The sequence below is a fragment of the Caballeronia sp. HLA56 genome, from assembly GCF_054655155.1.
In genome coordinates, this window is sequence record NZ_BAAHOB010000004.1 from 692,129 (window position 1) to 718,049 (window position 25,921).

The 25,921-nt window shown below is 57.5% G+C and carries 30 protein-coding genes; 19 read left to right on the top strand and 11 right to left on the bottom strand.

The annotated features are described in order from the left end of the window. Positions 1 to 12: 12 nt before the first annotated feature. The gene (locus ACYQ47_RS19235) at positions 13 to 141 is read left to right on the top strand and encodes a hypothetical protein (protein ID WP_459906466.1); all 129 of its coding nucleotides are present in this window, start codon (positions 13 to 15) and stop codon (positions 139 to 141) included. On the opposite strand, the gene ACYQ47_RS19240 is transcribed toward ACYQ47_RS19235, so the two are convergent. Beyond that, positions 127 to 990: a glycosyl hydrolase family 28 protein gene (locus ACYQ47_RS19240; RefSeq protein WP_459906467.1), complete on the bottom strand. Its 864-nt coding sequence runs from the start codon at positions 988 to 990 to the stop codon at positions 127 to 129. The two genes, ACYQ47_RS19235 and ACYQ47_RS19240, sit on opposite strands and share 15 nt — an antisense overlap. 350 nt (positions 991 to 1,340) lie before the next feature. Here ACYQ47_RS19240 and ACYQ47_RS19245 point away from each other — a divergent pair, with 350 nt between their 5' ends. Together ACYQ47_RS19245 and ACYQ47_RS19250 are read left to right on the top strand one after the other, a co-directional pair. After that, entirely contained in the window at positions 1,341 to 1,676 is a 336-nt protein-coding gene (locus ACYQ47_RS19245) for a response regulator (protein WP_459906468.1), read from the top strand. 420 nt (positions 1,677 to 2,096) lie between these two features. Then, positions 2,097 to 3,728, top strand: coding sequence for a PAS domain-containing sensor histidine kinase (locus ACYQ47_RS19250; protein WP_459906245.1), 1,632 nt, complete (start codon positions 2,097 to 2,099; stop codon positions 3,726 to 3,728). A 46-nt stretch (positions 3,729 to 3,774) separates the two neighbouring features. Here the strand turns inward: ACYQ47_RS19250 and ACYQ47_RS19255 are convergent, their stop codons facing one another. Together ACYQ47_RS19255 and ACYQ47_RS19260 are read right to left on the bottom strand one after the other, a co-directional pair. After that, positions 3,775 to 4,212, bottom strand: a complete 438-nt coding sequence (locus tag ACYQ47_RS19255) for a response regulator (protein ID WP_459906244.1) — start codon at positions 4,210 to 4,212, stop codon at positions 3,775 to 3,777. A 222-nt stretch (positions 4,213 to 4,434) separates the two neighbouring features. After that, positions 4,435 to 5,645, bottom strand: a protein-coding gene (locus tag ACYQ47_RS19260) for an IS3 family transposase (RefSeq protein WP_459906469.1) whose coding sequence is annotated in 2 segments (ribosomal slippage) — positions 4,435 to 5,330 and positions 5,330 to 5,645 — 1,212 coding nt in all. Because the reading frame shifts where the segments join, the coding sequence is not laid out codon by codon here. Between the two features lie 206 nt (positions 5,646 to 5,851). Here ACYQ47_RS19260 and ACYQ47_RS19265 point away from each other — a divergent pair. Continuing rightward, positions 5,852 to 7,465: a hybrid sensor histidine kinase/response regulator gene (locus tag ACYQ47_RS19265; protein WP_459906470.1), complete on the top strand. Its 1,614-nt coding sequence runs from the start codon at positions 5,852 to 5,854 to the stop codon at positions 7,463 to 7,465. Positions 7,466 to 7,688: 223 nt separating this feature from the next. After that, positions 7,689 to 7,955, top strand: coding sequence for a hypothetical protein (locus tag ACYQ47_RS19270; protein ID WP_459906471.1), 267 nt, complete (start codon positions 7,689 to 7,691; stop codon positions 7,953 to 7,955). 57 nt (positions 7,956 to 8,012) lie between these two features. On the opposite strand, the gene ACYQ47_RS19275 is transcribed toward ACYQ47_RS19270, so the two are convergent. Then, positions 8,013 to 8,399, bottom strand: coding sequence for a response regulator (locus ACYQ47_RS19275; RefSeq protein WP_459906472.1), 387 nt, complete (start codon positions 8,397 to 8,399; stop codon positions 8,013 to 8,015). A gap of 596 nt (positions 8,400 to 8,995) precedes the next feature. Continuing rightward, the gene (locus ACYQ47_RS19280) at positions 8,996 to 9,481 is read right to left on the bottom strand and encodes a ProQ/FinO family protein (protein WP_459906473.1); all 486 of its coding nucleotides are present in this window, start codon (positions 9,479 to 9,481) and stop codon (positions 8,996 to 8,998) included. Between the two features lie 1,210 nt (positions 9,482 to 10,691). On the opposite strand from ACYQ47_RS19280, the gene ACYQ47_RS19285 reads away from it, so the two are divergent. Then, a complete protein-coding gene (locus ACYQ47_RS19285) occupies positions 10,692 to 12,479 on the top strand; it encodes a CocE/NonD family hydrolase (protein WP_459906474.1) in 1,788 nt (595 codons plus the stop codon). Positions 12,480 to 12,881: 402 nt separating this feature from the next. Here the strand turns inward: ACYQ47_RS19285 and istB are convergent, their stop codons facing one another. The 4 genes from istB to ACYQ47_RS19305 all read right to left on the bottom strand — a co-directional run bounded on the left by istB (position 12,882) and on the right by ACYQ47_RS19305 (position 16,068). Beyond that, positions 12,882 to 13,733 (bottom strand): IS21-like element helper ATPase IstB, encoded by an 852-nt coding sequence (gene istB / locus ACYQ47_RS19290; protein WP_459905954.1) that lies wholly within the window; start codon positions 13,731 to 13,733, stop codon positions 12,882 to 12,884. After that, positions 13,730 to 15,244 (bottom strand): IS21 family transposase, encoded by a 1,515-nt coding sequence (gene istA / locus ACYQ47_RS19295; RefSeq protein WP_459905955.1) that lies wholly within the window; start codon positions 15,242 to 15,244, stop codon positions 13,730 to 13,732. The genes istB and istA overlap by 4 nt, the downstream gene beginning before the upstream one ends. Positions 15,245 to 15,578: 334 nt before the next feature. Further along, the gene (locus ACYQ47_RS19300) at positions 15,579 to 15,746 is read right to left on the bottom strand and encodes a hypothetical protein (RefSeq protein WP_459906475.1); all 168 of its coding nucleotides are present in this window, start codon (positions 15,744 to 15,746) and stop codon (positions 15,579 to 15,581) included. A gap of 175 nt (positions 15,747 to 15,921) precedes the next feature. After that, positions 15,922 to 16,068 (bottom strand): hypothetical protein, encoded by a 147-nt coding sequence (locus ACYQ47_RS19305; RefSeq protein WP_459906476.1) that lies wholly within the window; start codon positions 16,066 to 16,068, stop codon positions 15,922 to 15,924. Between the two features lie 190 nt (positions 16,069 to 16,258). On the opposite strand from ACYQ47_RS19305, the gene ACYQ47_RS19310 reads away from it, so the two are divergent. The 10 genes from ACYQ47_RS19310 to ACYQ47_RS19355 all read left to right on the top strand — a co-directional run bounded on the left by ACYQ47_RS19310 (position 16,259) and on the right by ACYQ47_RS19355 (position 21,695). Beyond that, positions 16,259 to 16,615, top strand: coding sequence for a nucleotidyltransferase domain-containing protein (locus tag ACYQ47_RS19310; protein WP_459906477.1), 357 nt, complete (start codon positions 16,259 to 16,261; stop codon positions 16,613 to 16,615). Beyond that, complete coding sequence (locus ACYQ47_RS19315) at positions 16,609 to 17,040, top strand: HEPN domain-containing protein (protein ID WP_459906478.1); 432 nt, start codon at positions 16,609 to 16,611, stop codon at positions 17,038 to 17,040. The genes ACYQ47_RS19310 and ACYQ47_RS19315 overlap by 7 nt, the downstream gene beginning before the upstream one ends. Positions 17,041 to 17,103: 63 nt before the next feature. Then, on the top strand, positions 17,104 to 17,304 hold the full coding sequence (locus tag ACYQ47_RS19320) for a transcriptional regulator (protein ID WP_459906479.1): 201 nt from the start codon (positions 17,104 to 17,106) through the stop codon (positions 17,302 to 17,304). Between the two features lie 166 nt (positions 17,305 to 17,470). Next, on the top strand, positions 17,471 to 17,965 hold the full coding sequence (locus ACYQ47_RS19325) for a hypothetical protein (protein ID WP_459906480.1): 495 nt from the start codon (positions 17,471 to 17,473) through the stop codon (positions 17,963 to 17,965). Positions 17,966 to 18,009: 44 nt separating this feature from the next. Beyond that, positions 18,010 to 18,516: a hypothetical protein gene (locus ACYQ47_RS19330; protein WP_459906481.1), complete on the top strand. Its 507-nt coding sequence runs from the start codon at positions 18,010 to 18,012 to the stop codon at positions 18,514 to 18,516. A gap of 68 nt (positions 18,517 to 18,584) precedes the next feature. After that, entirely contained in the window at positions 18,585 to 18,767 is a 183-nt protein-coding gene (locus tag ACYQ47_RS19335) for a hypothetical protein (protein ID WP_459906482.1), read from the top strand. A gap of 1,002 nt (positions 18,768 to 19,769) precedes the next feature. Then, positions 19,770 to 20,183 (top strand): hypothetical protein, encoded by a 414-nt coding sequence (locus ACYQ47_RS19340; protein ID WP_459906483.1) that lies wholly within the window; start codon positions 19,770 to 19,772, stop codon positions 20,181 to 20,183. A gap of 313 nt (positions 20,184 to 20,496) precedes the next feature. Further along, the gene (locus tag ACYQ47_RS19345) at positions 20,497 to 20,799 is read left to right on the top strand and encodes a DUF6388 family protein (RefSeq protein ID WP_459906484.1); all 303 of its coding nucleotides are present in this window, start codon (positions 20,497 to 20,499) and stop codon (positions 20,797 to 20,799) included. Positions 20,800 to 20,994: 195 nt separating this feature from the next. Continuing rightward, positions 20,995 to 21,285, top strand: coding sequence for a DUF2471 family protein (locus ACYQ47_RS19350; RefSeq protein WP_459906485.1), 291 nt, complete (start codon positions 20,995 to 20,997; stop codon positions 21,283 to 21,285). Positions 21,286 to 21,299: 14 nt separating this feature from the next. Beyond that, positions 21,300 to 21,695, top strand: coding sequence for a DUF2513 domain-containing protein (locus ACYQ47_RS19355; protein ID WP_459906486.1), 396 nt, complete (start codon positions 21,300 to 21,302; stop codon positions 21,693 to 21,695). Between the two features lie 340 nt (positions 21,696 to 22,035). Here ACYQ47_RS19355 and ACYQ47_RS19360 read toward each other — a convergent pair whose 3' ends face one another. Beyond that, a complete protein-coding gene (locus tag ACYQ47_RS19360; RefSeq protein ID WP_459906487.1) occupies positions 22,036 to 22,275 on the bottom strand; it encodes a hypothetical protein in 240 nt (79 codons plus the stop codon). Between the two features lie 133 nt (positions 22,276 to 22,408). On the opposite strand from ACYQ47_RS19360, the gene ACYQ47_RS19365 reads away from it, so the two are divergent. From ACYQ47_RS19365 to ACYQ47_RS19375, 3 genes are read left to right on the top strand one after another with little or no spacing between them, the layout of a single operon-like run. Further along, entirely contained in the window at positions 22,409 to 22,921 is a 513-nt protein-coding gene (locus ACYQ47_RS19365; RefSeq protein WP_459906488.1) for a GNAT family N-acetyltransferase, read from the top strand. Positions 22,922 to 22,964: 43 nt separating this feature from the next. Continuing rightward, positions 22,965 to 23,306: a hypothetical protein gene (locus ACYQ47_RS19370; protein WP_459906489.1), complete on the top strand. Its 342-nt coding sequence runs from the start codon at positions 22,965 to 22,967 to the stop codon at positions 23,304 to 23,306. Continuing rightward, positions 23,270 to 23,482, top strand: coding sequence for a hypothetical protein (locus ACYQ47_RS19375; RefSeq protein WP_459906490.1), 213 nt, complete (start codon positions 23,270 to 23,272; stop codon positions 23,480 to 23,482). Before ACYQ47_RS19370 ends, ACYQ47_RS19375 begins: the two co-directional genes overlap by 37 nt. Here ACYQ47_RS19375 and ACYQ47_RS19380 read toward each other — a convergent pair. Beyond that, complete coding sequence (locus ACYQ47_RS19380) at positions 23,460 to 25,886, bottom strand: TonB-dependent siderophore receptor (RefSeq protein ID WP_459906491.1); 2,427 nt, start codon at positions 25,884 to 25,886, stop codon at positions 23,460 to 23,462. The genes ACYQ47_RS19375 and ACYQ47_RS19380 overlap by 23 nt on opposite strands. Between the last annotated feature and the right edge of the window lie 35 nt (positions 25,887 to 25,921).

Genomic DNA, 25,921 nt, shown 5'->3' on the forward strand with positions numbered 1-25,921 from the left:
TTTGGATGGATCGTGTCCACGATCGTCCGTGATCTAAATGAATTCCAGCACGCCATCACCATCACCATCACCATCACCATCATGCCTCACGCGCGCACGAATGAGGAACTGGCCCAGCCGAGTCGCTTACGAGAATCGTGATGCCGCCCTTGCTGTAGCCGTAAAAGCGGTCGACGGTAATTTTTGGGTTGCCACCGTGGGCGTTGCTGAGAACGCAATCTCCTGGTCGCCGTTAGCCACGACTGTGTCGTAGATGGTGACATTGCTCGCGTGGACATCGAAGCCGTCTGTGTTGGGCACGATCCACGGCGCCTGGATTTTCACGCCCCATACGGTGTGGTTCGTGCCGCCAAGGTCGACGATATGGTACTGAGGGTTGCGAATCGTGAACTTGTAGAACGCGAAGTTCGAATTGGTGGAGCGCTTCCCTTTGATGTTGCCGGCGGAGATCATCAACGGGCTTTCTTCCTGGCAGCCGCTGCAACCCTTCTTGTCGGTGATCAGCGACCACCAGGTGGTGGGCGGAGTGGTCTGCGGCTCGATGAAGAGCGGTTGACTGCCTTGCCCGTCGAGAATGCCGTATCCGTAGATGCCGCTGTTTTCTGCCAGCGTGATAAAGGCCTGGCATTCGCCGTTGACCGGGTTTCCTACCTTGGTCGTGCCGCAGATGTATTCGCTGCCAGCCACCTGGTAGTTGGCCGGCGTTCTCGTCGCGTAGACCGTGACACCACCGTCAATGATCAGCGAGACGCCGGGCGGCAAGGTGATGGGGTTGAGAAGGAAGGCGCTGTGGTTTTCCGGGCCGAGCGCGAGTTCGACGGCCTGGCCGGAGCCGCAGTTTTGTAGCGCGGCCTGGACGGTGGTTGTTTCAGCAAGGGATTCTGCATCCTGCTGGGATTGAGACTCGGCGATGACGGGGCCCTGCGGAGTTGCAGTCAGCAACGCATGAAGTACCATGCCGCAGCGTTGCGGAACACTCGGCTGGGTCAACGGGCGGAATCCTGCGCGAAGCAGGTGGTGGATGCAAGGGCAATGATGATGCCGGGGACACCCACGTAAAAGGCGTTGCGCAATCATGATTGATATCGGCTCCCGTAGCTATGCCGCGGATATGGCGGTTAGATGGAAATCGTTCTTCTGATAGCACTTCGAAATTGCATCGGCGATTGTAGCGGAGCGGCGTGTCGTTTTATTTGGGCTCGGGCGTCTGATTGAGGCTCAGTCGTTGCTCTTCCAATATCAAGATGGTTGCCGGTAATCGTTCCAAGCGAGGTCACAATGAACACCCAAAACGTCGCCCGGTTGGACGATCAGTCAGAACGCAAAGAGCCAATCGTCCGTTGATCGACGATATGGGAGACATTCTCGCGGTGTGGTCACTGGTGCTTGAGGCGGAGGGAATTACTGTCTTCACATCCCCAGACGGTGTGGACGGCCTTGAAAAGGCGCGCGTCTACCGGCCGGACGTCATTGTTTGCGATCTTATGGTGCCAGGCTTAGACGGCATGGAGGTGTGCGCAATTATCCGGCGCGATGAGACCCTAAGCCATGCCTTCATCATCCTCTGGACGGCCGCACATGGTGTGAGAGCGGGTAATCGTGCGGACTTGGTGATTGAGAAATCTGTTGAGGTGGAGCCGTTCCTAAAGCTCATTCGTGACGTTGTACGGCATTAGGCAATAGCGCTACCAGCATACACGCGAGTCATCTTTAATGCGCGGGGAGTATGCGGACCGCAACGTTCGGCCATGCTCGCATAGCGACCTGAAGGGCTGACGGTTGGTCACCGAAAATCAGCACCTCGGTCCCGGCTGCCCGCAAAAATTCCACCTGCCAGCTATCATCATGATGGGGGCGCACGATAACATCTTGAACGTTCACACCTTCTCTCGAAATCATCTTTGTCGCTTTCTTGGAAGTCGCTTATGCGACTATTTTGCATGACGATTCGCTTCATGTGAGCCAATATTCGTGGAGAATTTTCGTATCAGAGCATTCGAGGGAAATTCGACTGAAACGAGGTGGACAAGAGGTGGTCAAGCATTGGATAGCTTCTCGTGTGCCAACCAATACCAGCATGCGCGTTAGTGCTTTTTATGGACCAGCGAACAAGACCGACTGTACCGACCGAAAAGCCCGACCCCGCCACTCTTTTCGAGATGCTGGCGGATGCGTATGTCGTGTTGAATCGCGAACATCAAATTGTGTTTGTGAATTACGCCTATCTCCAGCTGATCGGACAGTCAAAAGAGACTTTGATAGGTCGCTCAATCTTCGACGTGAACCAATATGGCGATGGCGCTCAACTCGCCGGCCGTGCAGATTGGATCCACTCTATGCTGGCCGGTCTGGTGCCAGGGCAGACACGATCGTCGCCGTACTTCCGCGCGGACTGGCCGTCGTCAGCTGAGAGCCAGCAACTCGTGCCGCGTTTTTGGAAGTTGAAGGCCAGCGTTATCGATATTCCCGATGATGGGCGTCGCTATTTCGTTCTACGAGTGAGCGACGTCACGTCCAGAGTGCAACGACGTGAGGCGGAGCAGCGTGAAAAAGCGCGCTTGCGCTCGCAGGCACAACTTCGGCAGATTGTAGCGGCCGACAAAGAGAAGCAACTCAGGGAAAGTCGCGAGCATCTCTCCGAGGTTCTTGCTTTCGCCAAGGTCGGTGCATGGCAGCGCGACATCGCGACCGGCGTGGTTGTCTGCACCGATCAATGCAAATTGAACATGGGCATTCCACCTGCAGAGGAACTGAGCGAGAAGCGCCTGTTTACGGAGCTAGTCCACTGGGAGGATCGACGTCGGACGCGCAGTGAATTGATCGCATCGATCGCCGAGCGACGTGACTACAAGGTCGAGTTCCGGGTGATCGATACAATGGGCTCGACAAGGTGGCTTTTGGCCGGTGGTCGAGCACGCTACGACGAAAACGGCTACGCCACGCATATGCTGGGTTTCACGCTCGACATTACCGCGCGCAAGGAGCAGGAACTGGAGCAGCAGCGCATCGCAGGGAGTGAGCGCGTGGCACGCGTGCGCAGCGAGGACAATGCACGCGCAATGGATCACTTTCTCACGGCGGTGTCTCACGAACTACGCTCACCAATCAGCGTCATCCTTAGCTGGACGGAGTTACTAGCTCGCTCCGGTGACAAAATCGGCGTAACGCGCGCCACTGAGACGATCCAACGAAACGCAAAGCAGCTGTCATTGATGGTCGACGACCTGCTGGATAGTGGTGCGATCGTATCGGGCAAGCTGTCGATTCAGCTGGCCCCTGTGGCCCTGGATACGCTGGCACGCGACATAATCAGCGATCTGCGTCCGCAGGCGCAACAGAAGGGTTTGACGCTGGAAGGGCCGTTACTTGAGCCGAGCATCGTCGAGGGCGACGCAGCACGTCTGAAGCAGATTGTCTGGAACTTGGTCACCAATGCCATCAAATTCTGTGATGCCGGTGCGATCAACGTGTCGGTAACCCATGCGGGAAAGCAGGCGGTCATTACGGTGCGTGACACCGGTTGCGGGATCGCGCCTGCATCGATCGCTACAATCTTCGATCGCTTTGAGCAGATCCGCCCGAAGTCGTCAGGTCGTGTGGGAGGGCTCGGACTTGGACTTTGGCTCGTCAAGACGCTGGTCGAGCGCCATAACGGAACAATTGAAGTACGAAGCGAGGGGGAAGGGCACGGCGCGACTTTCACAGTGTTCCTTCCGCGTGAAGTTTAACTGGATGAACGGACCGCTTGGAGACCGTACACGGCAGTTACGAACCTCACGATCTATTCGACGTAGGTTTGCTTTCGTTGAGAACGATCCAGAAGGTGCCGATATCCCGAATCGCATCCATGAAGTCTTGAAACTCCACAGGCTTGACAACGTAGGCATTCACACCGAGATCGTAGCTCTTGAGTAAGTCAGTCTCCTCGCGGGATGAGGTAAGCATCACGATCGGAATATGTCGAAGGCGATCATCTGCTTTGACGGCGGCTAATACTTCGTGCCCGTCGAGTCTCGGCAATTTCTTATCCAGCAATATCACTGCAGGATGGATGTCAGGACGGCCGGCCCACTCGTTTTGACGACGCAGATAGTCGATGGCCTGCACTCCGTCCCGAACGACATGCACGGGGTTCTCAACGCCTGCTCGTTCAAGGGCGAGCAGCGTAAGTTCAATATCGTTCTCACTGTCCTCAACAAGCAAGATTGTCATTCGCACGGTCGCTCCATCGATACTACTCTTAATGCGCAAGCACCCTACGGATTGTCCCGACTGCACTTTGTCATTGTAGCGCTGGCGGACTTTGTGTCACTGGCGTCGCGCCGTTGGTCCTTAAATCGAATTCCGTTTTTGTTGGGCTACCCATCGGGCCAGTTGCAGTCTTTGGCATAGCGCATGAACATTGGATTTGCCCCCGTACTTCCGGACACCGTCTCACACTTGAGTTGATGAATCCGTCCTGCGCCTGAACTCACGAGGTGAACGGTATTTCAAGGCGCTGTGCGGATGCCTTTCGTTGTAATGCTCGAACGCCACTGCCAGATTGCGTACTGCCGTTGCAGCGTCCGGTTTGGGCATGAAGGCGACGTAGTCGCGCTTCATGGTCTTCACGAAGCTCTCGGCCATACCGTTGCTTTGCGGACTGCACACCGGTGTGGTGAGCGGCGTGAGTCCGATACCGCTCGCAAACGCACGTGTCTCGTGCGCAATATATCCCGAGCCGTTATCGCTTAGCCATTCAATCGAAGACGGTACGGCATCGACATTGCCAAACCGATGCTCGACGGCGGCAAGCATCACGTCACGAACATCGTTGCCGGTGTAGCCGCCTGTCGTCGCAACCCAGCTCATCGCCTCCCGGTCGCAGCAATCCAGCGCAAAGGTGACGCGCAGTGGCTCGCCATTTTCACACCGGAATTCGAAGCCATCGGAGCACCAGCGTTGATTGCTTCTGGCCACCGCAACACGTCCGTCGTGTCGCCGCGTGATGGTGGGACGCTTCGGCCGGCGCTGCAGCAGCAGGCCGTGAACGCGCATGACGCGATAAATGCGCTTGACGTTCACTGGCCCAGCACCATGCATCTCCCGGTTGCTGCGAATCACGCCCCAGACGCGTCGATAGCCGTAGCTCGGCAAGTCGATGACGGCCTCACGGATTTCCGCCACCAGTTCCGCATCGTCCGTCTGCACCGCGCTGCGCCTGTCTTGCCAGCTGGCAGGGCGTGCACGCCTGACCGACACGTTCGAGCGCGCAACGCCGAGAACATCACAGACCTGCTTCACTGGTCGTCCCCCGGCAATGATGGCGAGCGCGCTATCCATTTTTTTGCTCGACCGTACTCCACTGCTTCTCTCAGAATCTCGACTTCCACCGTCTTCTTGCCGAGCAGTCGTTGCAATTCGCGAATCTGCCTGAGCGCCTCCGCCAACTCTGAAGCGGGCACCACCTCTTCGCCAGCGGACACCGCCGACAGGCTTCCGTCCTGATACAGCTTCTTCCAATGGAACAACTGATTTGGATTGACGCCGTGCTGGCGAGCCACCATCGATACGGTCTTACCCGGCTCCAGACTCTCCCGGACCATCGCCGCCTTCTCTTCCGCAGACCACCGCCGCCGCCGCTCCGGCCCAATCAACACTTTCATCACTTCCTGCTTGCTGTTAGGTCTAAACACAGTCGTATGACTACCCGTTATTTTAAGGTAGAGACCGTGTCCGGCAATTCAGGGGGCTGTTCCAAACATGAATTGATGGAATTGGGATGTTGGCCACCGCACTGAGCAAAGCCGATGCCTTTTATGGAGGGAACAGTCGTTGCTTAACATGGAAAACCTGTGGATGTATCCTCCCTATGAACCCGCTCTACAACCCTGCGCGCCTGTTAGCACTTGAAAGCTTGCGTATCCTCGATACGCCCGCCGATCCGCATTTCGACGCACTTGCCAAATTAGCTGCCCACGCCTTTCGCGCGCCGCAAGCATTTATCAATTTTGTCGACGGAGCACGCACTTGGTGTAAATCGGCATGGGGCAGCATGAGAACGGCCGTCGCCCACGCGGAGTCGCTGTGCGCGCTAGCGCTCCTCAAAGGCGAAAACGTCGTAATTTTCGACGCAACCCTAGACGACGAGATACGGACGCACCCAGAGTGCGCGCGCGGCGACGGTACTGTGTTCTACATGGCGTTTGTACTGCGTTCACCCGATGGATTGCCGCTGGGGACCTTATGCATCAAGGATCGCGTTTCTCGTGAGCCCATGGATCATGAGCTGGAAATGCTGCAATTGCTTGGCGAGCAGGTCGCTCTGCTGTTACAGAAGACACTGCAGCTTGCTTTGACGATCGAGGACGCGCAGCGTAGCCGCGATCAGTTCTTGGCGATGCTGGCGCATGAGCTGCGCGCACCAATGTCCCCGATTCTGACCGCCGTCCAAGTGCTCGGACGGTCTGAGGTTTCAGCTCAGCAACGGAATTGGGCAAAGAAGCTGATTGGGCGGCATGTGCGGCACATGGGCCAAATTGTCGAACACCTGCTCTCGGCGTCGTTGGTATCGCTTGGTGCCATCGAGCTTGACTTAGAGCCAGTGGCGATAGATGACTTGATAGATCAGGCGCTTGAAATAACGGAAGGGCTTTTCGCAGAACGGCGACATCGCCTGACCCGCTCGTCGATTGATCAACCTTGGGTGCTGGCAGACCGGGTCCAATGTCCGTTGATTATTGCCAACCTCCTGATGAATGCCGCTAAGTACACGCCAGAAGGTGGCAAGGTGGATGTGCACGTCGAAGGCGACGGTGGGACTGTAACGGTGTGTGTGTCCGATACAGGGATTGGAATTGCCGCGTCTGACATGGAGGAAATCTTCCAGATTTTTGGTCAAAGCGATCGCTCACTCGACCGCACACGCGGCGGTATGGGCCTCGGACTCCCACTCGCTAGACGCCTAGCTGAGTGGCATGGCGGCTCATTGCACGCACGAAGCGAGGGCCTAGAGCAAGGAAGCGAATTTACGCTAAAGCTTAAGCAGGCGACGCCCACAGAACAGAAGGATGGAAAGGATGATGAAACACCGTCAAACGTGGTGTTAGATATTATCGTGGTTGATGACAGTGTCGATACAGCGGACGCGCTGGCCCTTTATTATGAAATGTCCGGGCATACGGTGCGAACAGCGTATCGCGCCCGCGATGCGCTAAGTATGGTGCAGCAGCGTATTCCTGACGTATTGCTGAGTGACATTGGGTTGCCCGAAATCGACGGTTACGCACTGGTTCGTAAACTTCGCGCATTGCCAAGTGGCGGCGATATGTACGTGCTCGCGGTAACAGGGTACGGCAGCATGCATGATAGGCAGGCGGCACTCGCCGCCGGATTCGATGAGCACTTCTCCAAACCAATCGATCTCGTTCAGTTAGATGCCAAGCTCCAGGACATATACCGAAAACGGCACGACCAAGTGGACTGAAAGCATGATGGTGTACATCTGAGTCGAAGTGCTGTTGTCCTTTGTGGAAGATGGCGAGGGCATGGCCGTGGCTGCTTACCGTCATAACGCAAGAAACTGCGGATTTCCACGTATATGGTCATCTCAGGAAGATGCAAAAGACCCACGGCCCCGCGGTTTAATGCAAAGTATGCTGTTGCCCATCAACGTCGACGGTCGACCGCTTTACAATAGCAGACTGTTCATGAAGACCAACTCCGCATTCGGCTTTCATTGCGGTTACCGCAGCCGAGATCAGTGGGTGGCTCGGAAAGTCGGCAATCGTTGCGTCGATGGCCGCATCGACTGTCGCGATGGCCGCGTCGACGCTGTCGGTATCAGTTCCGTCAAAGACGACGGTGAAGACAAGTCGGTCGAGCGCCAGGAGTGCAGCCGACACCTCACTGAGGTCATTGTGATTGCGTTATTGCGTTTTCTTGCCACGTCACTCTCCAAGCCATCAATACCGTGAGTGACCCAGCATGAAATGCGAAATCCACCGATGCTTGTCGCTATCGCGGTCTTGCTTTCATACCAGGTTCTGCCGCAGCAACACGCGAATATCGTCGACCAGTCGCTCGAGTTGTGTGGGCTTTAGCACAAGGCGATCGAACAGTGGATTGTCGAACGTCGTTCGCGCTGCGGTCCAAAGAATAATCGGCACAGTGCTCAGCGAAGGATCAGCACGTAAGTGACGGCAGAGTACCAAGCCGTCCATGACAGGCATCATAAAGTCGGTGATGACTAAGTGGGGACGCCACACCCGCGCTTTTTCCAAACCCTCTGCACCGCTTTGCGCAGTGACCACGCGATAACCAAAGGTTTCCAGAAGTAGTTGCCACGCACCCAATGTATCCAATGCGTCGTCGACAAGCAAGATCAGTGGCTGTTGGCTCGCAGAGAAAGCTGTAATCACGAGTTATGCCTTATGTATGGCGGGACGCGATGTCCGGGATCCGATTGGGCCTGCCGTGCGGCCAACTAATAAGCAATCGTCATACCATACACAACGTGTGACTACCGTGATAAGGTCTACCGCCGTCTTGGCAAATGCCCGAATCAATATGCACTGCTGCACGTCCGAGACACCGGTTCGTTTTTGCCGTGATAAGACCGGAGCTGTTCAGATCGCGCATGGTTTCAACGAGCTAAGTGCATATACCGTGATTCCCCTGGGATCATGACACCATTATGTAGGTGGCAAGCCGAGAATCATGTCATGCCTCAGACGGCTCGGATGGATGGCGACGGCCCTCTACTGCAAGTCAGTCGATGACTACGTCGGCTGACGTACCGCCGGCGTGTGTCCGGTGTGCGCATTGAACCCGACACTTGATCGTAATGCGGCGAACGGCGCTACCGGATCAAAAGGTAGAGCTAAAGCTTGCCTTATCATGGCCACCGACGCTCATTTCGCATCTCACGTTAGGACGATCAATTAAAAGAAGCTACATGAAACTGCATTCAATAAGAGATGCGATGCAATGCCTTAATCGTGTTGTGTCAACGGAATTAGCCCCGCTGCTTGTTTTCCATCTGTTCTCGTCTGCGCGCAAGCCGAACCCTTTCTTGTGTTAATGCATACTCTGCTTCGGCTTCGGTGACGACACCAGTGACTGCGCCGTTGAGATCCACGCGTTCACTACCTTCAACGAGACAAGTCCAATAGCGTTGGCCGCGGCACCATAGCTTCACGCCGTTACGAACGTCTCGCTCGCTAAGTCCGAGGGCGCCCGCTTGGGCGAGCACGTCCTTTAGAACTCCGACCTTGAGCGGAACCTTGGGTGCGGAATTTCGCGGAAAAGCACGCGGGAAATTTCGTTGAAGCGTGGTGACTGCGCGCTCGGCTGCATGACGAGACGTTGGCGGTGGCTTGAGTCCTCGTTCGATTTCCCGTCCGCCGACTGATCCCGTTGACGTTGTGTGTGATTCCGCCTTTGTATCCTTCGCGCGTTGGTTGAGCTCCAACTTGAGCGCGGCTAGCTGTTCGAATCCCATTGCGTGTTTGTGAAACTCGATGATATGAGTTTATCAGCGAAGGCGCTTACTTTGCCCGAGACAAGACGCAAGCCGTGACGACGCCGCAGTTGACATCACTCCCCGTTCGACTCGACGAGTTCGATCCGACTCGCGCCATTGCACAACGGATGCTATCTGGTTGCTGCTGGTCTTGGCGTCGATTTGATATGCGCGCAGGTTGGGCCAGAATTTATCGAATGCCAGCAGGCAACTATCGGACGGGTTTCGGGCTTACACTTGAATGCCGCAGACGCTGTTGCCTTTCGCCGTAAAGGAGCCGGGTGTTTTCGGCGTAATGGCGCCAGCGGCAGGCGCCTGATTCGGGGCTCGAACGGGTATCAAGAATCCTTGTTTTTACCTCCTTTCGCAAGTGCTGATTTGCATGACGTTCTTCGTCGGGATCGTGCTGGGGTCGGTGTTTGCGATTGAAGACGCGAGAGATGGTCACCCGTTTTTAGCGACTCTCGCAGTCCACGCTCTGCGAAATTGGGTAACGGCAGGTCTCACGATCTTCGTCCTCTGAATAGAGTGATCAGTGATCGACCGCCTCGACGGTGGGCGTTAGTACAGCGTGGGACCGGGTCCGGCCAAAAACCGCAATCCGCACGCTTTAAGGAACGCGGTGAAGTGCGCACGCGACGGAGCCATTTCGGCGGACTTCTGACGTTGGAAATTAAATTCGAGGAGTGCCCCGCAAACCCCTACGCGCACATTCGGCCTGTCGGAAGACCTTCAAACAGTGACTTTTTGTGGCCTCTAGGGAAACGCTCCGATTTAGCCGAAAGGTAACGTTCTGTAGCCCGCTCGATCGAAGCGAGCTGGACACTTGGCGGACGCTGGGCCCGCTCAACCTTGATGTGCAGGCTTACCGTTGTAGCGACTTCAAAGGAGGTCCGCGCTTTTCACGCGACGACGACGTTACCCCCGTGGAACGATCGACTTCAGCAAACGACCAGTTTGCGACATTCGCGCATTCCTTTCTTCGGTCGCTCCAAGGTCGGCTCCATGCTGAAAATCGGCCGTTCGACAGTTCGACATACACGGCGCTGATCCCTCGACGTTGCACCCGCTGAATCACAACGTCACGGTCAGCGCGACGTCGTGCTTGGCAACTTCATATGCAGAGCAGGTTGAGTCTGCCGCACATTTCGCGGCTCCCGATCTCCGTTCCGGCCACTCACATCGTTCGATGTTCGATCGTTTCGGATCGGTACAATGCTCCACCACTGAAGCGACAGGGAGCACGATGACTGCGCATATGGCACGACGGAGTGTTGGACCGCTGACGTTGGCGTTTCGCCGGATAAGGAACGCTTTTCGTCCTCAGGTCCGCTTATACGAGATACCCGGCGGTATTCACGCGGATTGGGACGTGCCGGTAAAGGTTCGCGACGGCACGACGCTGCGCGTCAACGTGTTTCGCCCGGCAGGCGGCGATCCGGCGCCGGTGATCATGTCGGCTCACCCGTACGGCAAAGACAGGATTGCCGCGCGTAGTCGAAGCGGCCGGGGCATCGACCTTCAGTACCGGCTGTTTCCTCAGCCCCGCGCTATTACGATATCCGAATGGACGAGCTGGGAAGCTCCCGATCCCGGTTTCTGGGTGCCGCAAGGCTACGCGGTGGTAAACGTCGACTTGCGCGGCGCAGGCACTGCCGAAGGCGTCGGTGAACTGTTCTCCGATCAGGAAGCACGCGACTATTACGACGTGATCGAGTGGGCCGGGACGCAAGCGTGGTGTTCCGGGCGCGTAGCACTCAATGGCGTGTCTTACCTCGCGATCAGCGAATACAAAGTGGCAGCGCTGCGCCCGCCGCATCTCGCGGCGATTTGCCCTTGGGAGGGATTCAGCGATCTGTATCGCGACTTTGCCCGTCCCGGCGGAATTCGCGAGGACGGTTTCACGATCGTCTGGGACAAGGGACTCAAACGCGGTGGAGTGGCGACTAGCACCCAGTTCCGGGAAGAGATCGTTAATCGTCCGGAACGCGACGGATGGTACGAATCGACGGTTCCTGACCTCGAACGCATCGAGGTTCCGATTTTGGTCTGCGGCAGCTTTTCGGACCACTCGCTACACACACAAGGTTCTTTCGAGGTATTCCGACGTGGGGGCTCGGCGCTCAAATCGCTCTACACGCATCGCGACGGCAAGTGGTGCGCTTTTTACGGCAAGGACGCATCAGCCGCACGGCTACGGTTCTTCGATCACACGCTCAAGGGCCTCGACAACGGCTGGGACAGCGAGCCCGCAGTGCGTCTGGCGATCCACGATAACGGGCCGGAACCGGTCGCCGTTGTCCTCGAACATCACTGGCCGCCCGACGATCTGCAATGGCGCACGCTTGCACTTGACGCGGGTCGTGGAGCATTGATTGAAGGATTGGCGCAGGCTCAGGCGACATCCATATCGTTCGCGACGCGACGCGGGGCGGCACAGTTCGTCTGGACAGTGCCGGAGGACATCGACGTGATCGGCCCCATGGCGCTGCGTTTGCACCTTGAAGTGCGGGGCGCCAACGATGTTTTCGTTTTTGCGGGCGTGCGCAAGTTTCGCGATGGCATGCAGATGCAGTTCGAAGGCTCGTTCGGCTTTTCAGGCGACATGGTCTCCAAAGGATGGCAACGCGCCGCGCATCGTGAGCTCGATGAACGGCTTTCTACCTCTGTACAGCCGGTTCATACGTATCGTTTCGCTGAGCCGCTGCGTGCAGGCGAGATCATTCCAGTCGAGGTCGCACTGCAGCCTCACGCGACACGCTTTCTGAAAGGCGATGTGTTTCGCCTCGACATACGCGGCACATGGCATTTTCCGAGGGATCCGCTTCGTGGCCAGTTTCCTTCTTTCTACGAACGTAGCCCGAAGGCGGTATGCGTCCTGCACGCGGGCGGAGAATTTGACGCGCGACTGCTGATCGGTACGAGGCCCGTCAGCGCGACGACAGCAAAGAGCGATGCCGCTCGTCTGCGCGGTTGAAACTCTCGAATAACGATCAGCCCCGTCCGTTCGCCAATCTTGTCACTCAGCGATTTCAGGTTGAACGATGCCACGTAATTTACCAGCGCTGCAGTCTGAAGTTGGAAACAGGTAAGCGCACGGGCAACACGTCCTGTGGCGCGACAATCCGGATGAGAGACGCGCGACAATCAAGTTGAGAATGTCGCGGCAGAATTGATGATGCCGATGTTGATTGACGCTGGCAAGCGTTTGTTGATTGACGCGCGGCGTTGATTGACGCGGGCAAGTGGGTGTAGCGCGACAATCAATCTGAAGCCCTTGGTAGCTGAGGATTGCTGTGTAATGGTGACGTCGCAGTTACTCTGCCAGCGCGACAATCAGGATGTACAACCGCGCGTCAATCAGGATGAGAATAGCGGGTCATTCGGTGAAGTTGATGCCGTGCTGATCCTCCTGTGTCGGTGGCACGCCAATGTTCTTTGGTGTCGCTCTACTGGCCGGGCGCCCCGGCCTCTGCTGCTTGCGCTGCAGGGCAGTTCGGCGACGGTAGCTTTCGACGTTCAGCTCGAAGATGGTCGAGTGGTGGACCAGCCGGTCGACGGCGGCCACCGTCATGGCTCTGTCGGGGAAAACCTTGTCCCATTCGCCAAACGGCTGGTTGGCCGTTATGCAAAGGGAACGGTGCTCATACCGGGCGCTGATGAGCTCGAACAGCACCGACGTCTCTGCTTGATCCTTGCTGACATAGGCGAAATCGTCCAGGATGACCAAGTCGAAGCGATCCAGCCGATTGATGGCGGACTCAAGTGCGAGCTCGCGGCGCGCGACCTGCAACCGTTGCACGAGGTCGGTAGTGCGAGCGAAGAGGACCTTCCAGCCCTTCTCCAGCAGGCTCAGTCCGATCGCCGACGACAAGTGCGATTTGCCCCCGCCGCTCGGCCCCAGAAGAATCAGGTTGGTGCCGTTCCTCAACCAGCCGTCGCCCGCGCAAAGCGCCGAGACGTGCGCGCGCGACACCATTGGCACCGCGTCGAAATCGAAGTTCTCCAATGTCTTGCCCGGCAGGAGCTTGGCGTCCCTGAGGTGACGTTCGACCCGGCGTCGATCGCGCTCGGCGATCTCGTGTTCGGCCAGCGCCATCAGCAGGCGCGCTGCCGGCCAGCCTTCCGTGTCGGAGCGCTCGGCAAAGCTGGACCAGATCTGCTTGATGGCGGGCAACCGCAAATCGTTGAGCAGCAGCGACAGGCGGGTAGCATCGATGTCGAGACTCATGCCGTCACCTCCGTTACCATATCAAGCAGGGCTTCGTAGTCGCTCAGCGGTGCCAGTTGGACATTTACTTCCGGCATGCTGTTCGTGCGCTTCGCTTCGAAACGAGAACACAATGCGTCCAAGTCGGGTAAGTGTCCATCGTCCAAGCACTGCTGCAGAGCCTGAACCAGTTGCGCTTCGCAGTTGTGCTCGTGGGCGAGGCCGAGCAGTTCAACCATGGTCCTGCATGCCTGGCGCTGCGGGAGCTCCTCAAGCAGGCGATCGAAGGTCAGTCGATACGCCTCGCGCGGAAAGATCTGATCGCGGTAGACCAGGTTGAGCAGCGCCATGGGCTTGCGGCGCAGCGCGTGGATGACGTGCCGGTAGTTGATGACATGGCCGTGCTTGCCGTTGGGACCCGCGCGGCCGCGCTGCAGTGTCATGAGGGCTGTGCCGCCCAGAAACAGTTCCAGCCGGTCGTCGTACAGGCGTACGCGCAGGTGATGGCCGATCAACCGTGACGGGACGGTATAAAACACCTTGCGCAGGACGAAGCCGCAGGTGGTTGTGACGTACACGCGCGTTTCCTCGTAATCACACGTACGCTGGACCGGAAGCGGCTGAAGGAGTGCCCGCTCGAGTTCGATGCGTTTGCCGTTGCGCGCGTTGATTCGACCGACAATCTCGTCGATGAAGCGGCGATAAGAACCGAGATTCTCGAAGTCGTGACTGCCGCGCAGAAGCAACGCATCACGCACCGCGCTCTTGAGGTGGCCATGAGGGCTCTCGATAGAGCCGTTCTCGTGGGCAACGCCACGGTTGTTGCGTGTGGGCTGCATGCCGTAGTGGGCGCACAGAGCATCGTAACGCGTGGTCAGATCCTTGCGCGCGTCAGCATCGAGATTGCGGAACGCCGCCGACAAACTGTCGCTGCGGTGCTCGCGCGGCGCGCCTCCGAGTGCCCAGATGGCATTCTGAAGCCCTTCAGCCAGGGCGACATAGCTCTCGCCGCCGAGAATGACGTGAGCGTGCTCGAAGCCCGAGCAGGCAAGCCGGAAGTGATAGAGGCGGTGGTCAAGCGCGACGCCCGCCACGGTGATGCTTAGGCTGTCCATCTCGGTGAAGTCGGACAACCCGAGACGCCCGGGTTCGTGTACCTGACGGAACATAACGTCATGCTCCTCGCCGTGGAGTGCACGCCAGTCGCGAATACGGCGCTCCAGAGTGCGGCGCACGTTGCCCGGGAGGTCGGGATGGCGCCGAAGCATTTCGTCCAGCACGGCTATCGGTCGAATGCCGGGAGCGGACTGGAGCAGCGGCACGATCTCGGTATCGAAAATCGCTGCCAAAGGATCCGGACGACGACGCGCACGTGGCGCCTTCTTCTGTGATGGCAATCGCCGGTCCTGATCGATGCGATAACCCGTGGCGGCGCTGAACCCGGCGCGCGCAGCCGCTTGAGCCGGTCCTTCCTTGAGTCTGTACTTCATGTAGAGCCTCATCTGATGGTCGTTGATGTGTCGGCCGGGCAACGCAGCCTCCGTTCGCTACACGAAAGAGCTGTTCATACCCGATTTACCGCGACCACCAATAAGGCACCCCGGCAGCGGGGCAGACTCCTCGGCGCGGCGTTGCGGCAGCGGTTCCGGGCTACGCCCTCCACCGCTGCCGCAACGCCAGTACTCTCATCCTGATTGACGCGCTGCTCTCACCTTGTTTGACGCGCGGCAACGTAGTGCCGCTGGATGTCATCGCGCCGCGTCGCACCGAAGCGGTCCGAGTAGAGGCTAGGCTTCTCGAGGTCCGGCGACAGCACGGCCACCCCGTCCCACACCGGCAGATCGCCAAAGAGTTCTCCCGCCGAGTTCAGTCGGTCAGCACGGCCCGCCGCGTGAGGTCGGTGACACGGTGATGGGCATGGGTCGTCAGTTCGCTGACGAAGTCTGTGAGATCGGGGACTTCGTACTCCTCGATCACTCGTTGCGCCAGCGCAAGAAGTTCCGGGCCCTTGAAGGTCGTGATCCGGGTCCGCACCTACTTGCGCTTGCTGTGCATCGCTTCAGTCGAATCCCCGTCTCTCAAACCCAACGCGACGCAGGCCGCCGGCAGTGAGGGTGCGCTGACGGCACCCCACAAAGCTTCCGCGATCGCATCCCTGAGCGTCTCGAGCGGCGGCGTACGATGTTGGTTCGCCATCGGGTCGCCGGACCTATCGAGTTGCATTCCTGCGGATGACCAGTGCCACCAACGCGAACAGCCGGTGGTACAAGTAGTCCACATGCTCGACGTCGATCACGGGCGTCTGGTTCACCTCGTGGTGGCGCAGCAGATGGCTGTTGCCGACCTGCGTAAGCACTCGCGCCTCCGTCTCCAGGATCTCTCGGAACGCCGCGAGAGCGCCGTGAGGCGTTAGCGGCGTTTGACAGCCTCGATTGGGAATGAAGATTTCGCGCCGTTGGCCGATATACCGATGGTCGCTGTTGCGTGCCGGTGGTCGTCGTGATATATGATACTCATTGAGTATATTAAACGTGAGGCGACCGCGCATGCACACCCTAACCGAACACCCTATCGATGCCGGTACCAAGCAGACGGCATTCGCCTTTCTTGACAGGGCCGCCAAGGCCTTTCCGGTCAAAGGGGCCATCCTCTTTGGTAGTCGTGCGAAAGGCGGATTCCGCCCGGACAGTGACGCCGATATCGCAGTTGTCCTGCCGGGGCCACGCGGCCAATTCATGGAGGCCAAACTAACGATGGCCGACATGGCGTTCGATGTGTTGCTGGAAACGGGTATCCGGGTGCAGCCCCTTCCCGTCTGGGAAGACGAATGGGCGCATCCGGAGTCGTATTCCAACCCCGCGCTATTGCGCAGTATCGAAATTGACGGAGTTCGGCTGTGGTAAGCGTCCACGACCTTCTGACGAAGGCCCTTAGGGCATCGACCTCGGCGGCTTTGCTGCTCGATGATGGTGACATTAACGGAGCGTGCAATCGCGCCTACTACTCCATGTTCGACGCGGCGCGCGCCGCGTTGCTCGCCTCCGGTGCGCCGGTCGATCCAAACGTCGTGCGAACGCACAACGGTGTGATTGCCGCCTTCGGCCTGCACCTCGTCAAGACCGGTCAGGTTCAGCCTGACTGGGGCCGCACGCTGAACCGGGCTCAGGAAATCCGCCAGGTGGCTGACTATACCGGCGACAGCGTGGACATGGAGCTGGCAACGTGGGTCGTTGAGCAGTCAGGCTTGTTCATTCAGGCGATTCGGGCCGTGTACCAGATTGACGCACCGGGACCCGCTGATAAAGGTCAGCGACGGCCCCGCCCGTGAGCGGGGACAAGGTGATATGTCGAAATTTGGTGAGAGGATAGTGCGGTGAGAAAGAGCACACCGATGACGCAGCAGGATTTTCTGCGGCAGGCAATGGACACGATGGGCATGACGCGCGAGCAATTTGCGGAACGCATAGGTGCAAAGAAGCGCGGATTGGATAATTGGCTTCTGCCCAGCGATTCAAAGGAGTTTCGCGCCATGCCTGAGATGGCGTGGAAATTCATTCGTGAGATTTTGCAGAGTCATCACGAAAAAGCTTGACTATACTCAATGAGTATATAGAATGAACAAGTACTCAATGAGTTGAATGGATGAGCAACGACGAGTAGCGACGGGGAATTGTTTGGAAATCCGCATCGCTATCTTGAAGTCGCGCAACGCGTCGCCGCGCGACTGATCGCCGGCGACGCACAGTAACGGAAAACGCATGCAACCGACAGAACGCTCCCTTGAGCCGATCGACGCCGGCGATTTAGCGCGGTTCGCATTGATCGCATCACAGGACCGCGATGATTTTTTCGCGCGCCACGCTCGGCCTCAACATTTTCTCTGCTCGGCGTTGTGCCAGGGCGCAGCGAAGCACTACCTCGACCGCACCAACGGTGTAAAAGACATTGACGTCTGGTCGTTTTTTATTAAGACCGCTGGTGTCACCGACTTCAACGGAAAGCGGAGAGTGGAGCGCGATCTCGGACCATCAAAGTTTGGCGTCCATCCGGACGATGCCACGCGAGGCTTCTCCGGTCGTCGGGTGGACCTTCTTGGACGCTCAATCGGCGTTAGCCCGAACGAAGGCCCGGTGGAAGCACTCCGTCGCTATCTTCGCGATTGCAAGACCGGTAATGCGTGGCACCTGCAAAAGAAAGCAGTAGTGTTGTTGGAACCCACGGAACTGGCCGGCACTGTCGTGTGGCCCGAGTGAACGGAAAACAGTGCGACCGTTAAAGGTTTGATATGCCCGATGGAATGACTACGGCAATCTTAGGGTTCGTTGGTGTACTGGCCGGCGGCTACGTTAACAACTTCATCGCTGTAGATTATCGGCGCTTTCGTGACGCACAAGGCCTGGCTGCCGCCCTTGCTGGGGAGCTTAACTCACACCTCGTTCAGTTAGCGTGGATAGTCACCCAGATGCAAAATCTGACGCAGTATGCTGGGAAAGAAATTTCCTACGCGACAGACTATGAAATTCCGGGTAGCCCCTTGTTCAACGCAAACACGACGAACATCGGTTTGCTTGGACCCGACCTCGCTGGGCGTACTGCCTGGACTTATGATCGTCTCGCTGCGTTTCGCATCAACTGGAAGTTGCTCATTGCTCACAGTAATGCAACGAAGATCATGGACGGGTTTCTGCTGGACCAAAGTAACAACGCCGTCACCGCAGTGTTAGCTACTGGCCCTCGACTGGTCACTGATCTGAAGGCGTTTGCTTCGTTAAGCTACCGTTTGAAATGGCCGATGATTGGCTAGATCAACCGCCACGCACTGCCGATCCGGCAAGTGACGAAGTGTTGCAACAGACAAAGAAGTAGGAAAACATGGACAGCCGCGATTTAACTTTGGCGGACGCATTGCGTCTGGCGATAAACGTGCTCCGTGATGCATTCGAGAGTCGTTCGACGCCGTCCGGCTTCGAGATTGACGCAGGCTTGGCGCAGCTTCACGCCGACGCGGCCGAAGTTCTCGAAGTGTCGCTGCAAGATTTGAAGGATCACGGGTAGGAGTTCGCGCAGGCGCATAGGAAAACACTTTTTTGATTCGATATGACCGACACCAAATCGAAAAAGAGCCTTGCTTTACGACTTGGGCTGTGGATTTTTTTCATCGCACTCGTCTTAGCGCTGATCGTCTGGCTTGTACAGATCGGTTGGATCGGTCGGATCCATTGACCTAGGAAAACGGCAACTATCGTGAGGCATGTGCTGATCATCTCTTCGACAGATCCGTGCCTCCTTGCTCTCTCAAAGTAACGGCCAGCTCAAATGACTTTTATTCTCAATGTCTTGCACAAGGATTTTACCGTTCTCGCAGGTGATAAGCAGGCCGGCGCAAGCGGCAACGTGACTATTGAAAATGGGTGGAATGAGCACTAACGTCGATAGCCCAAAAATTACCATAAATGGGTTCAACAAGCTTTTTGTGAACAAATTGGGTAACGCGGTCGCAGGTATGGCGGGCGTGACAGGAGCGCATACGTACATTGAAGACCTTCAGGATTGCGAAAGCGCCCAAAGTGCTTTGGCTGTCGTCACAAGCACGTCGCAAGTTACTATCTCGAAGCAGATAGAGCAGCGATCTATCGGGGGGAGCCTACCAACGAGAATCAGTCGTTAGTCTGCTACTTCGATGAGGTGAGTGGAAGATTCACCGCTAACGTCGTCAAGTTTTCTCCGATCTACATGAATTCGTCGCTGCATCACTCTACCGCAGTCGGGCTACTTCACATTGGGAGCGGCAGTCCCGCGTTGGAGGCATCGATTAGCGTGGACGACCGCAAAAAGTTCGCAGACTCGATTCTCAACGAATGCGATCCATCCGTGTGCCTCGATTGGCTAGTCAATACGTTCGAGACCGTAAGTAAGAACGCGGAGGGCTGCTGCAAAGAGTTCACGGCATATGCTGCGACCCGTGGATCGCCGCTGTTTCAGAAGATTCACGGGTGACCGGGTGCCGCATAGGAAAAGCGCCTGCGGGGTTTCCGCAAGAACGCAAAAACGGGACGAATGATGTTCAAAGACTTGCTCGCCAAGACGAAACGGAAACTGGCTCACGCCGATACGAGGCGTTTAGCGTTCAAAGACAATGAAAGCGCGTTCCGATACGCATGTGAGTACTGTGATTGCACTCTGGTTCCAAAGCGAGAGATCGTGGCTCTTGTACTTGATGTGACAGGTCTGCCCAATGCGCCACCGGACTTCTACGTCGTCAAGGTTGCCTCGGTGAATGGGGGATTTAACGTCGTTGCAGACCCAGCCAAGCCCATTGATGTCTTCAGCATAGGCGAGCTTGTGTCTTTCTGGTATTCAGGCAGGGTCGATGCCAACGGCGCGCCGGAAGGTTTGATTGCAGATAGACTTTTGCCCGAACTCGATGTCGAACGTGGATGGAAGAAGGCATACGAAAACGCGGAGAGATGACGTGTTCGCTCGACGGCCTCGAAGAATTGTTGACGGGCGTTTGCTACCAGAGCGTGAGCGCTCACTGAACACAGCGGAAAACGCTGGAGGCTGCGAGTGACACCAGATCAAAAGGCGTGGGCGGACAAATTCAAGCGCGAAACTGGCTTCGACGTGCTGTACGACGACGAACTGAAATCCGGTTCGATCACGTACTACCAGTTTTGCTCCAAAAATTTGCGCTGGTTTGAAGAGTGGGCATCCGAGGCTCAGCGTCGCGCTGAAACTGGAATGCCGCACCCGGACGTGCTCGGACGTCGCTGCATAGGAAAAAATGAGCGAACCACTGCTGTCCAAAGAACAAGTCGAAGACGGATACGAGCGCTTTGTCGCGCAACATCCCGACGTACGGGCTCGGATCGAGGCGCTTACGTTAGAAATCGCGGACGCGCTAGGCACAGATTTAGGCGAGCTTCGACGCGTTGAAGTCGCACACGCCATGGAAGAGTTTGCGGCTCGCGAAGGCATCGAGAGTTTCGAATATCTGTTGCGATACGCAATCAGTTCTGCAAGCGAGCGTGCGCAAATTCTTGAATCGCGTCGCGAATCAATAGAGCGCATAATCGGGATCAGGTAGGAAAACTATATGACAGCAGAAGACCTAGAACGCTTGCAGGAACGACTCGCAAGGGCCGAGTCCGAACGCGACGCATGGCAGGGCAAGTCCGACCATCACTACAAAATGGCCTGCGCAATTGTTGAGGCTCTGCGAAAGCGAATTGCCGAGGCAAAGCCTGCTCAGTCTTAAGATCACGGAATACGCGGAGAGGTGATGGACCAATTATTTGCCGCTGAAGCGGCCATAAGAAAAGTGGTTCCTTCGGTTGTCGTTCGATACCGGGCGGCTGGTGTGCTGACATGGGCACTTATTCACCAGATCGAATCGGACGTTTTAGCTGAAGTGGCAGCGAGCGGTAAGCATAGCCATCGCGTGCTTAACATGTTGCGCGCTTCGCCGATCTTGGACTATCCGAAGGACGATAGACCCGTGTCGTTTGAAGGACACGACTTCGTACCTCCCGTGTTCGGCGCGATTAACGATGCTTGGCGTCAGGTCAACTGACAACGGAAAACGGCATGCGAATTGATCACGACTGCATCAAGCGAATCATTGAGATCGTTCTGGATCACCCTGGACCAACGTTTACGATCAAAGACTTCGAAGCAGCGGGACTTTCCTATCGAACGCCCGAGTTTGAGTTTCACATGAAATTGTTCGATGACCAGCAGCTTATCGAGCAAGACGAAGATGCCGGTTTTGGCCTGACTAAGAGCATCGATGGGTACGCATCGTGGTCCGTTTTGCCGCTTCGGTTGACCTCTAGAGGTCATGATTTCGCTGAAGCGATTTCTGAAAAAACGGTATGGGAAAAAGTTAAGAAAGAGCTTCCGAAGGCGGCCATGTCAAACCTAGTTACAGTGTCGGTCGGTTTGGCACAAGCGTACGCGAAACAGAAACTCGGCCTAAGCTGAAGGCATCGGAAAATTATGAAATCACCCGTGTGTGTGTACGTCGACAATTCAAACATCTTTCACGAAGGACAGCGATTTGCCAGCGAAAAGAAAGGCGAAGATCGTTATGCGTTTCGCATCCATTTTGCGTGGTTCATTGATTTAGTCACGGGTGCGCAGGCTGCGAACGAGATCGTTTAGGGCGGAAGCACCCCGCCGACGACAGATGACGTATGGCGACGTCTGGGCGAAAGGGGTATCGAGCCTTTCCTAACCCCGCGCAGCGTCCGGTGAGAACGAAACGGTCGATCACGTCATTCAATTGCAGATGTGTCGCCATGCCCGAAAGTACAGTTCAACTTCAAGCACAATGGTCGTCTGCACGGGTGACGGGAAGGGATACGACAATGAGGAAGGGTTTCTCTTTGATGTCGAGGGTTTCGTCAAGGCAGGATGGCAACTGCGAGTTGTAAGCTGGACGCACTCGTGCAGCGCACGATTGAAAGACTTTGCCGACCAGAATGGCAAGTTCATTGCCCTGGAAGATCACTATGGTGACGTGACCTTTTTGCAAGGCGGGCGGAGGGCTGGGCAAGCTCAAGCTCAAGCTCAAGTGGCGAGCAACGGCCCCTCGGGGTCCGTCTTGGCCGAGAAGTTAAAGGCCGCGCTCAACAAGTAGGGAAACGGGAGAAACCATGTGACAAGCAAGGCAACGTGGTTCGCGGGATCAGCGAGTGGCGCATTCCAAGAAAAGCGTTAATGATGCGCAGCGAATGACTGATCCTACCGACGCACTTGTTGCGTTCCAAAGCGCCTTACGTGATGGCTTAGTGACCCCTCAGAGGTGCGAATTGGACGGCGAGCTTTTTGTCCATCTCGACCATCCCAACGGGAAGCCGCGTTTCACGTATGTGCGTATGCGGGGCGAGACGGTCACATCGCTCGGCGTCTTCGTCGTTGTCGAGCCGATTGAAGGCGTTGCGTGCTTCCATCTCGGCTATGCGGTGCCTCCGGAATATAGGGGGCACGGCTTTGCCTCTGACCTGGTCCTTGCAGCGATCGCCGAAATGCGACACGGCTTCAAACGCGCTGGCGTTAAAAACTTTTGCATCGAAGCGATCGTGGGCACCGACAACTCTGCTTCGCAACGTGTCGCCGCCAAGCTCGGGTTCGGTGAGCCGAGCCTGATAACAGATGAGGTCAGCGGAAAGCCAGCGCTGCAATACGTCTTTCAGGTCGCCACGTAACCATCGGAAAACATGGCGAAGCTTTACTCAGGCGGCGGTCAAGATGCTCGTAGCCGCGGGATGCAAGGAGATTAGCGACGATCTGATCGTCATCGGTACGACGGACGTTCGTGTGTTGCTCTCGACGCCCAAACTGTCACGGCGCAATGCCTGCGCCTACGTGTTGTCGGCGGTGCTGGTGCTGATCATCGGCAGCGGCGTATCGGATCGCGTCTGGCTCGCCGTGCTGATCTTCGCGACGAGCACGGCGGTGACGAGCGCGGTGACGCCGATGTCCGCGCTCGCCGCATCGTTCTATCCGCCCCGAGCCGCGCGACGGGTGTCACGTGGATGCTCGGCGTCGGCCGCATGGGCGCGGTCGCCGGCGCGATGGCGGGCGGCGTGATGATGAGCATGGGTCTCGCGTTCGGCGCGGTCTTCATGCTGCTCGCGGTGCCGGCGGTGGTCGCGGCGCTGGCGCTGTTCGCGCTCGGCCGCCGAGACGCGCCAGCCCGATGGCAGAAAAGGGGATTCTGCCGACGGAGTAACGCGTCCGGCGTCAGTACCGCCAGGTCAGATTGACACTGCCGTTGATCGGCGCACCGTACGTACCGTAGCTGTATTCCATCGTCGCCCAATACTTCCGGTTGAACGCATTGTTCAGCGTGCCCGTGATGATGAAGTGCCGGTTCACGTCGTAGCGCGCCATGAAATCGACATCGACATACGAGCCTTGCGTCGGGGTACCGACGCCATCCTCGACATAATGCGTGGCGCTCTGCCAGCGCAGGCTGCTTCCGACCGTCAGCTTGTGATCGAAGAACGGCAGCCGATACGTGGTCGACAGATGCGCGGACTTGCGCGGCACGAAGAGTTGCGTCGACTGGCCGTTGTCGTCGTAGACGCGCAGGATGGTCGCGCCCGCGCTGACGTTCCAGTCATGCGTGATCTGCCCGGCGATCTCGGCCTCGACCCCTTGCGAGGTGGCATCGCCACCGGTGTAGTAGTAATTCGCGGTGTCCGGATTGAAGCCCGCTTCGGTGGCGATGTTCGACTGATGAATGCGATACACTGTCAGCGAGGTATTCAGGCGGTTGTCGAAGAATGCGCCCTTGATGCCCGCTTCCGCACTGCGTCCGCGCGCCGGTCCGAGCAACTGGTTATTGATGTTGAGATCGGTTTGCGGGTTGAAGATCTTCGTGAAGCTGGCATATGCGGTGATCTGTTTCGTCAGGTCGTAGGTCAGGCCAATATACGGCGCGGACCCCGACGACTGCTGGTTATATCCGGCGCCGTTGGCGTCGCCGCTGCTGGCCGCCTGCGTATAGTTGATGCCGAGGAGCAGATGCGCGCGGTCAGTCAGACTCCAGCGCGACGAGGCATAGAGCGAACGCCGCACATCGAGATAGTTGATATGCGAGGTCGCCGCGCCGAAGTTCGGCTCCGGATAGTTACCGGCAACCAGATCGGCGTAGCTGACGGGCACGCCGTCGCCATCGCCTTCGGCGGACGGATTGCTGAACTGGGAGCGCGAGAAGTTCGCGCCGAATACGAGGTCGTGCGTGCGGCCGAAGAGGTCGACCTTGCCGCTCACGTTCGAATCCAGCACCAGTTGCCGGTTCGACGAGATATACGAAGACGTGTACGAGTTGACGCCGGAGCCATCGGCGTTGAACGAGCCATACGGATAGAAGAATTTTGCATCGTTATAGATGTCGTTCCAGTTGACCGAGGTCTTCCACGTCCAGCGTGGGCCGAGTTGCTGCGTGAGTTCCGCGAAGGCGCGCTGTTCCTGCGTATTAAAGTACGACCACTTCGGCGCGAGGCTCGTGCCGGTGCCGTAACTCAACTGGTTGCCGGATGCATCGAGAAAGGGCAGGCCACCCCAGCTCGAGCCCTTGAGGCGGTTGTTTTCGTAGCTGAAGCCCGCGGTCGCCAGCGTGTTCGGTGTGATGTTGACATCGACCACACCGTAGACGATATCCTTGCCCGGCTTCAGACGGTCGGTGAAGGAGTCGCCGTCCTGATGGATCGCCACCAGGCGGCCCGCCACGGTTCCCGCTTTATTCAGGGGTCCGGAGATATCGACATCGAGTCGTTTCGTATCCCACGAGCCATATGAAACATCGCCGGAGGCCTGAAACTGGTAAGTCGGACGCTTGCGCACGAAGTTCACGGTGGCAGACGGATTGCCGGTCTCGGCATTCAGCCCGTCCGCGCCGCGCAGCACTTCGACGCGATCGTACAGGCCCATGTCGATATCTCCGTACTGCGACGTATATTCCAGCGGCATGCCGACGCCATCGAACTGCAGGTTGGTGATGTGAAAGCCGCGCGACATGAAATCAGTCGCATACGAGTCATAAGGCTCGACGGTGACGCCGGTCACGTGGCGCAGCGCATCGTTGACGCTGTTGAGCTGGAAATCGTTCATCTCGGCGCGCGTCAGCACGGAGATCGATTGCGGCGTTTCCTTCGGCGACAGCGCGATCTTGCTGCCCGCCGTGGTCGAACGGATCGTGTAGGCGCCGGTCTTTTCGGTGGGCAGCTGGGTGTCGTCGGCGCTCGCCGTCACGGCCACGGCGGGCAGTGCGGTTTCGCCCGGCTGCGCGGGTTTCGTCGATGCATCGCGGATCGTCACGGTGCCACCTTCGGTATCCGCCGTGAGGCGGTTCGGCTCCAGCATCTGCCTGAGCGCCTGCGCAACCGGCATACGGCCCGTGACGGCGGGCGCAGTCCGGTTCGCCACCAGCGATGGCTCGACCAGCATCTGCATGCGGGCTTCGCGGGCCAGTTCGTTCAGCGCGCTGCCGAGTGGCTGAGCGGGAATCGAGAAGTCGATCGTCGCGGAAGCAGGGGTAGCAGCAGTAGAAGTAGAAGCAGAAGCAGAAGCTGTTTGAGCCAGCGCGTTGGAAGCATCGAAGGACGCGAAGGCGAAGATCGCGGCCGCCGTCATGGCGGTCAACGGAAAGCGGGGGTGCAGCATCGACGACATCTCCGGCAGGTAATGAAATAAGGCCC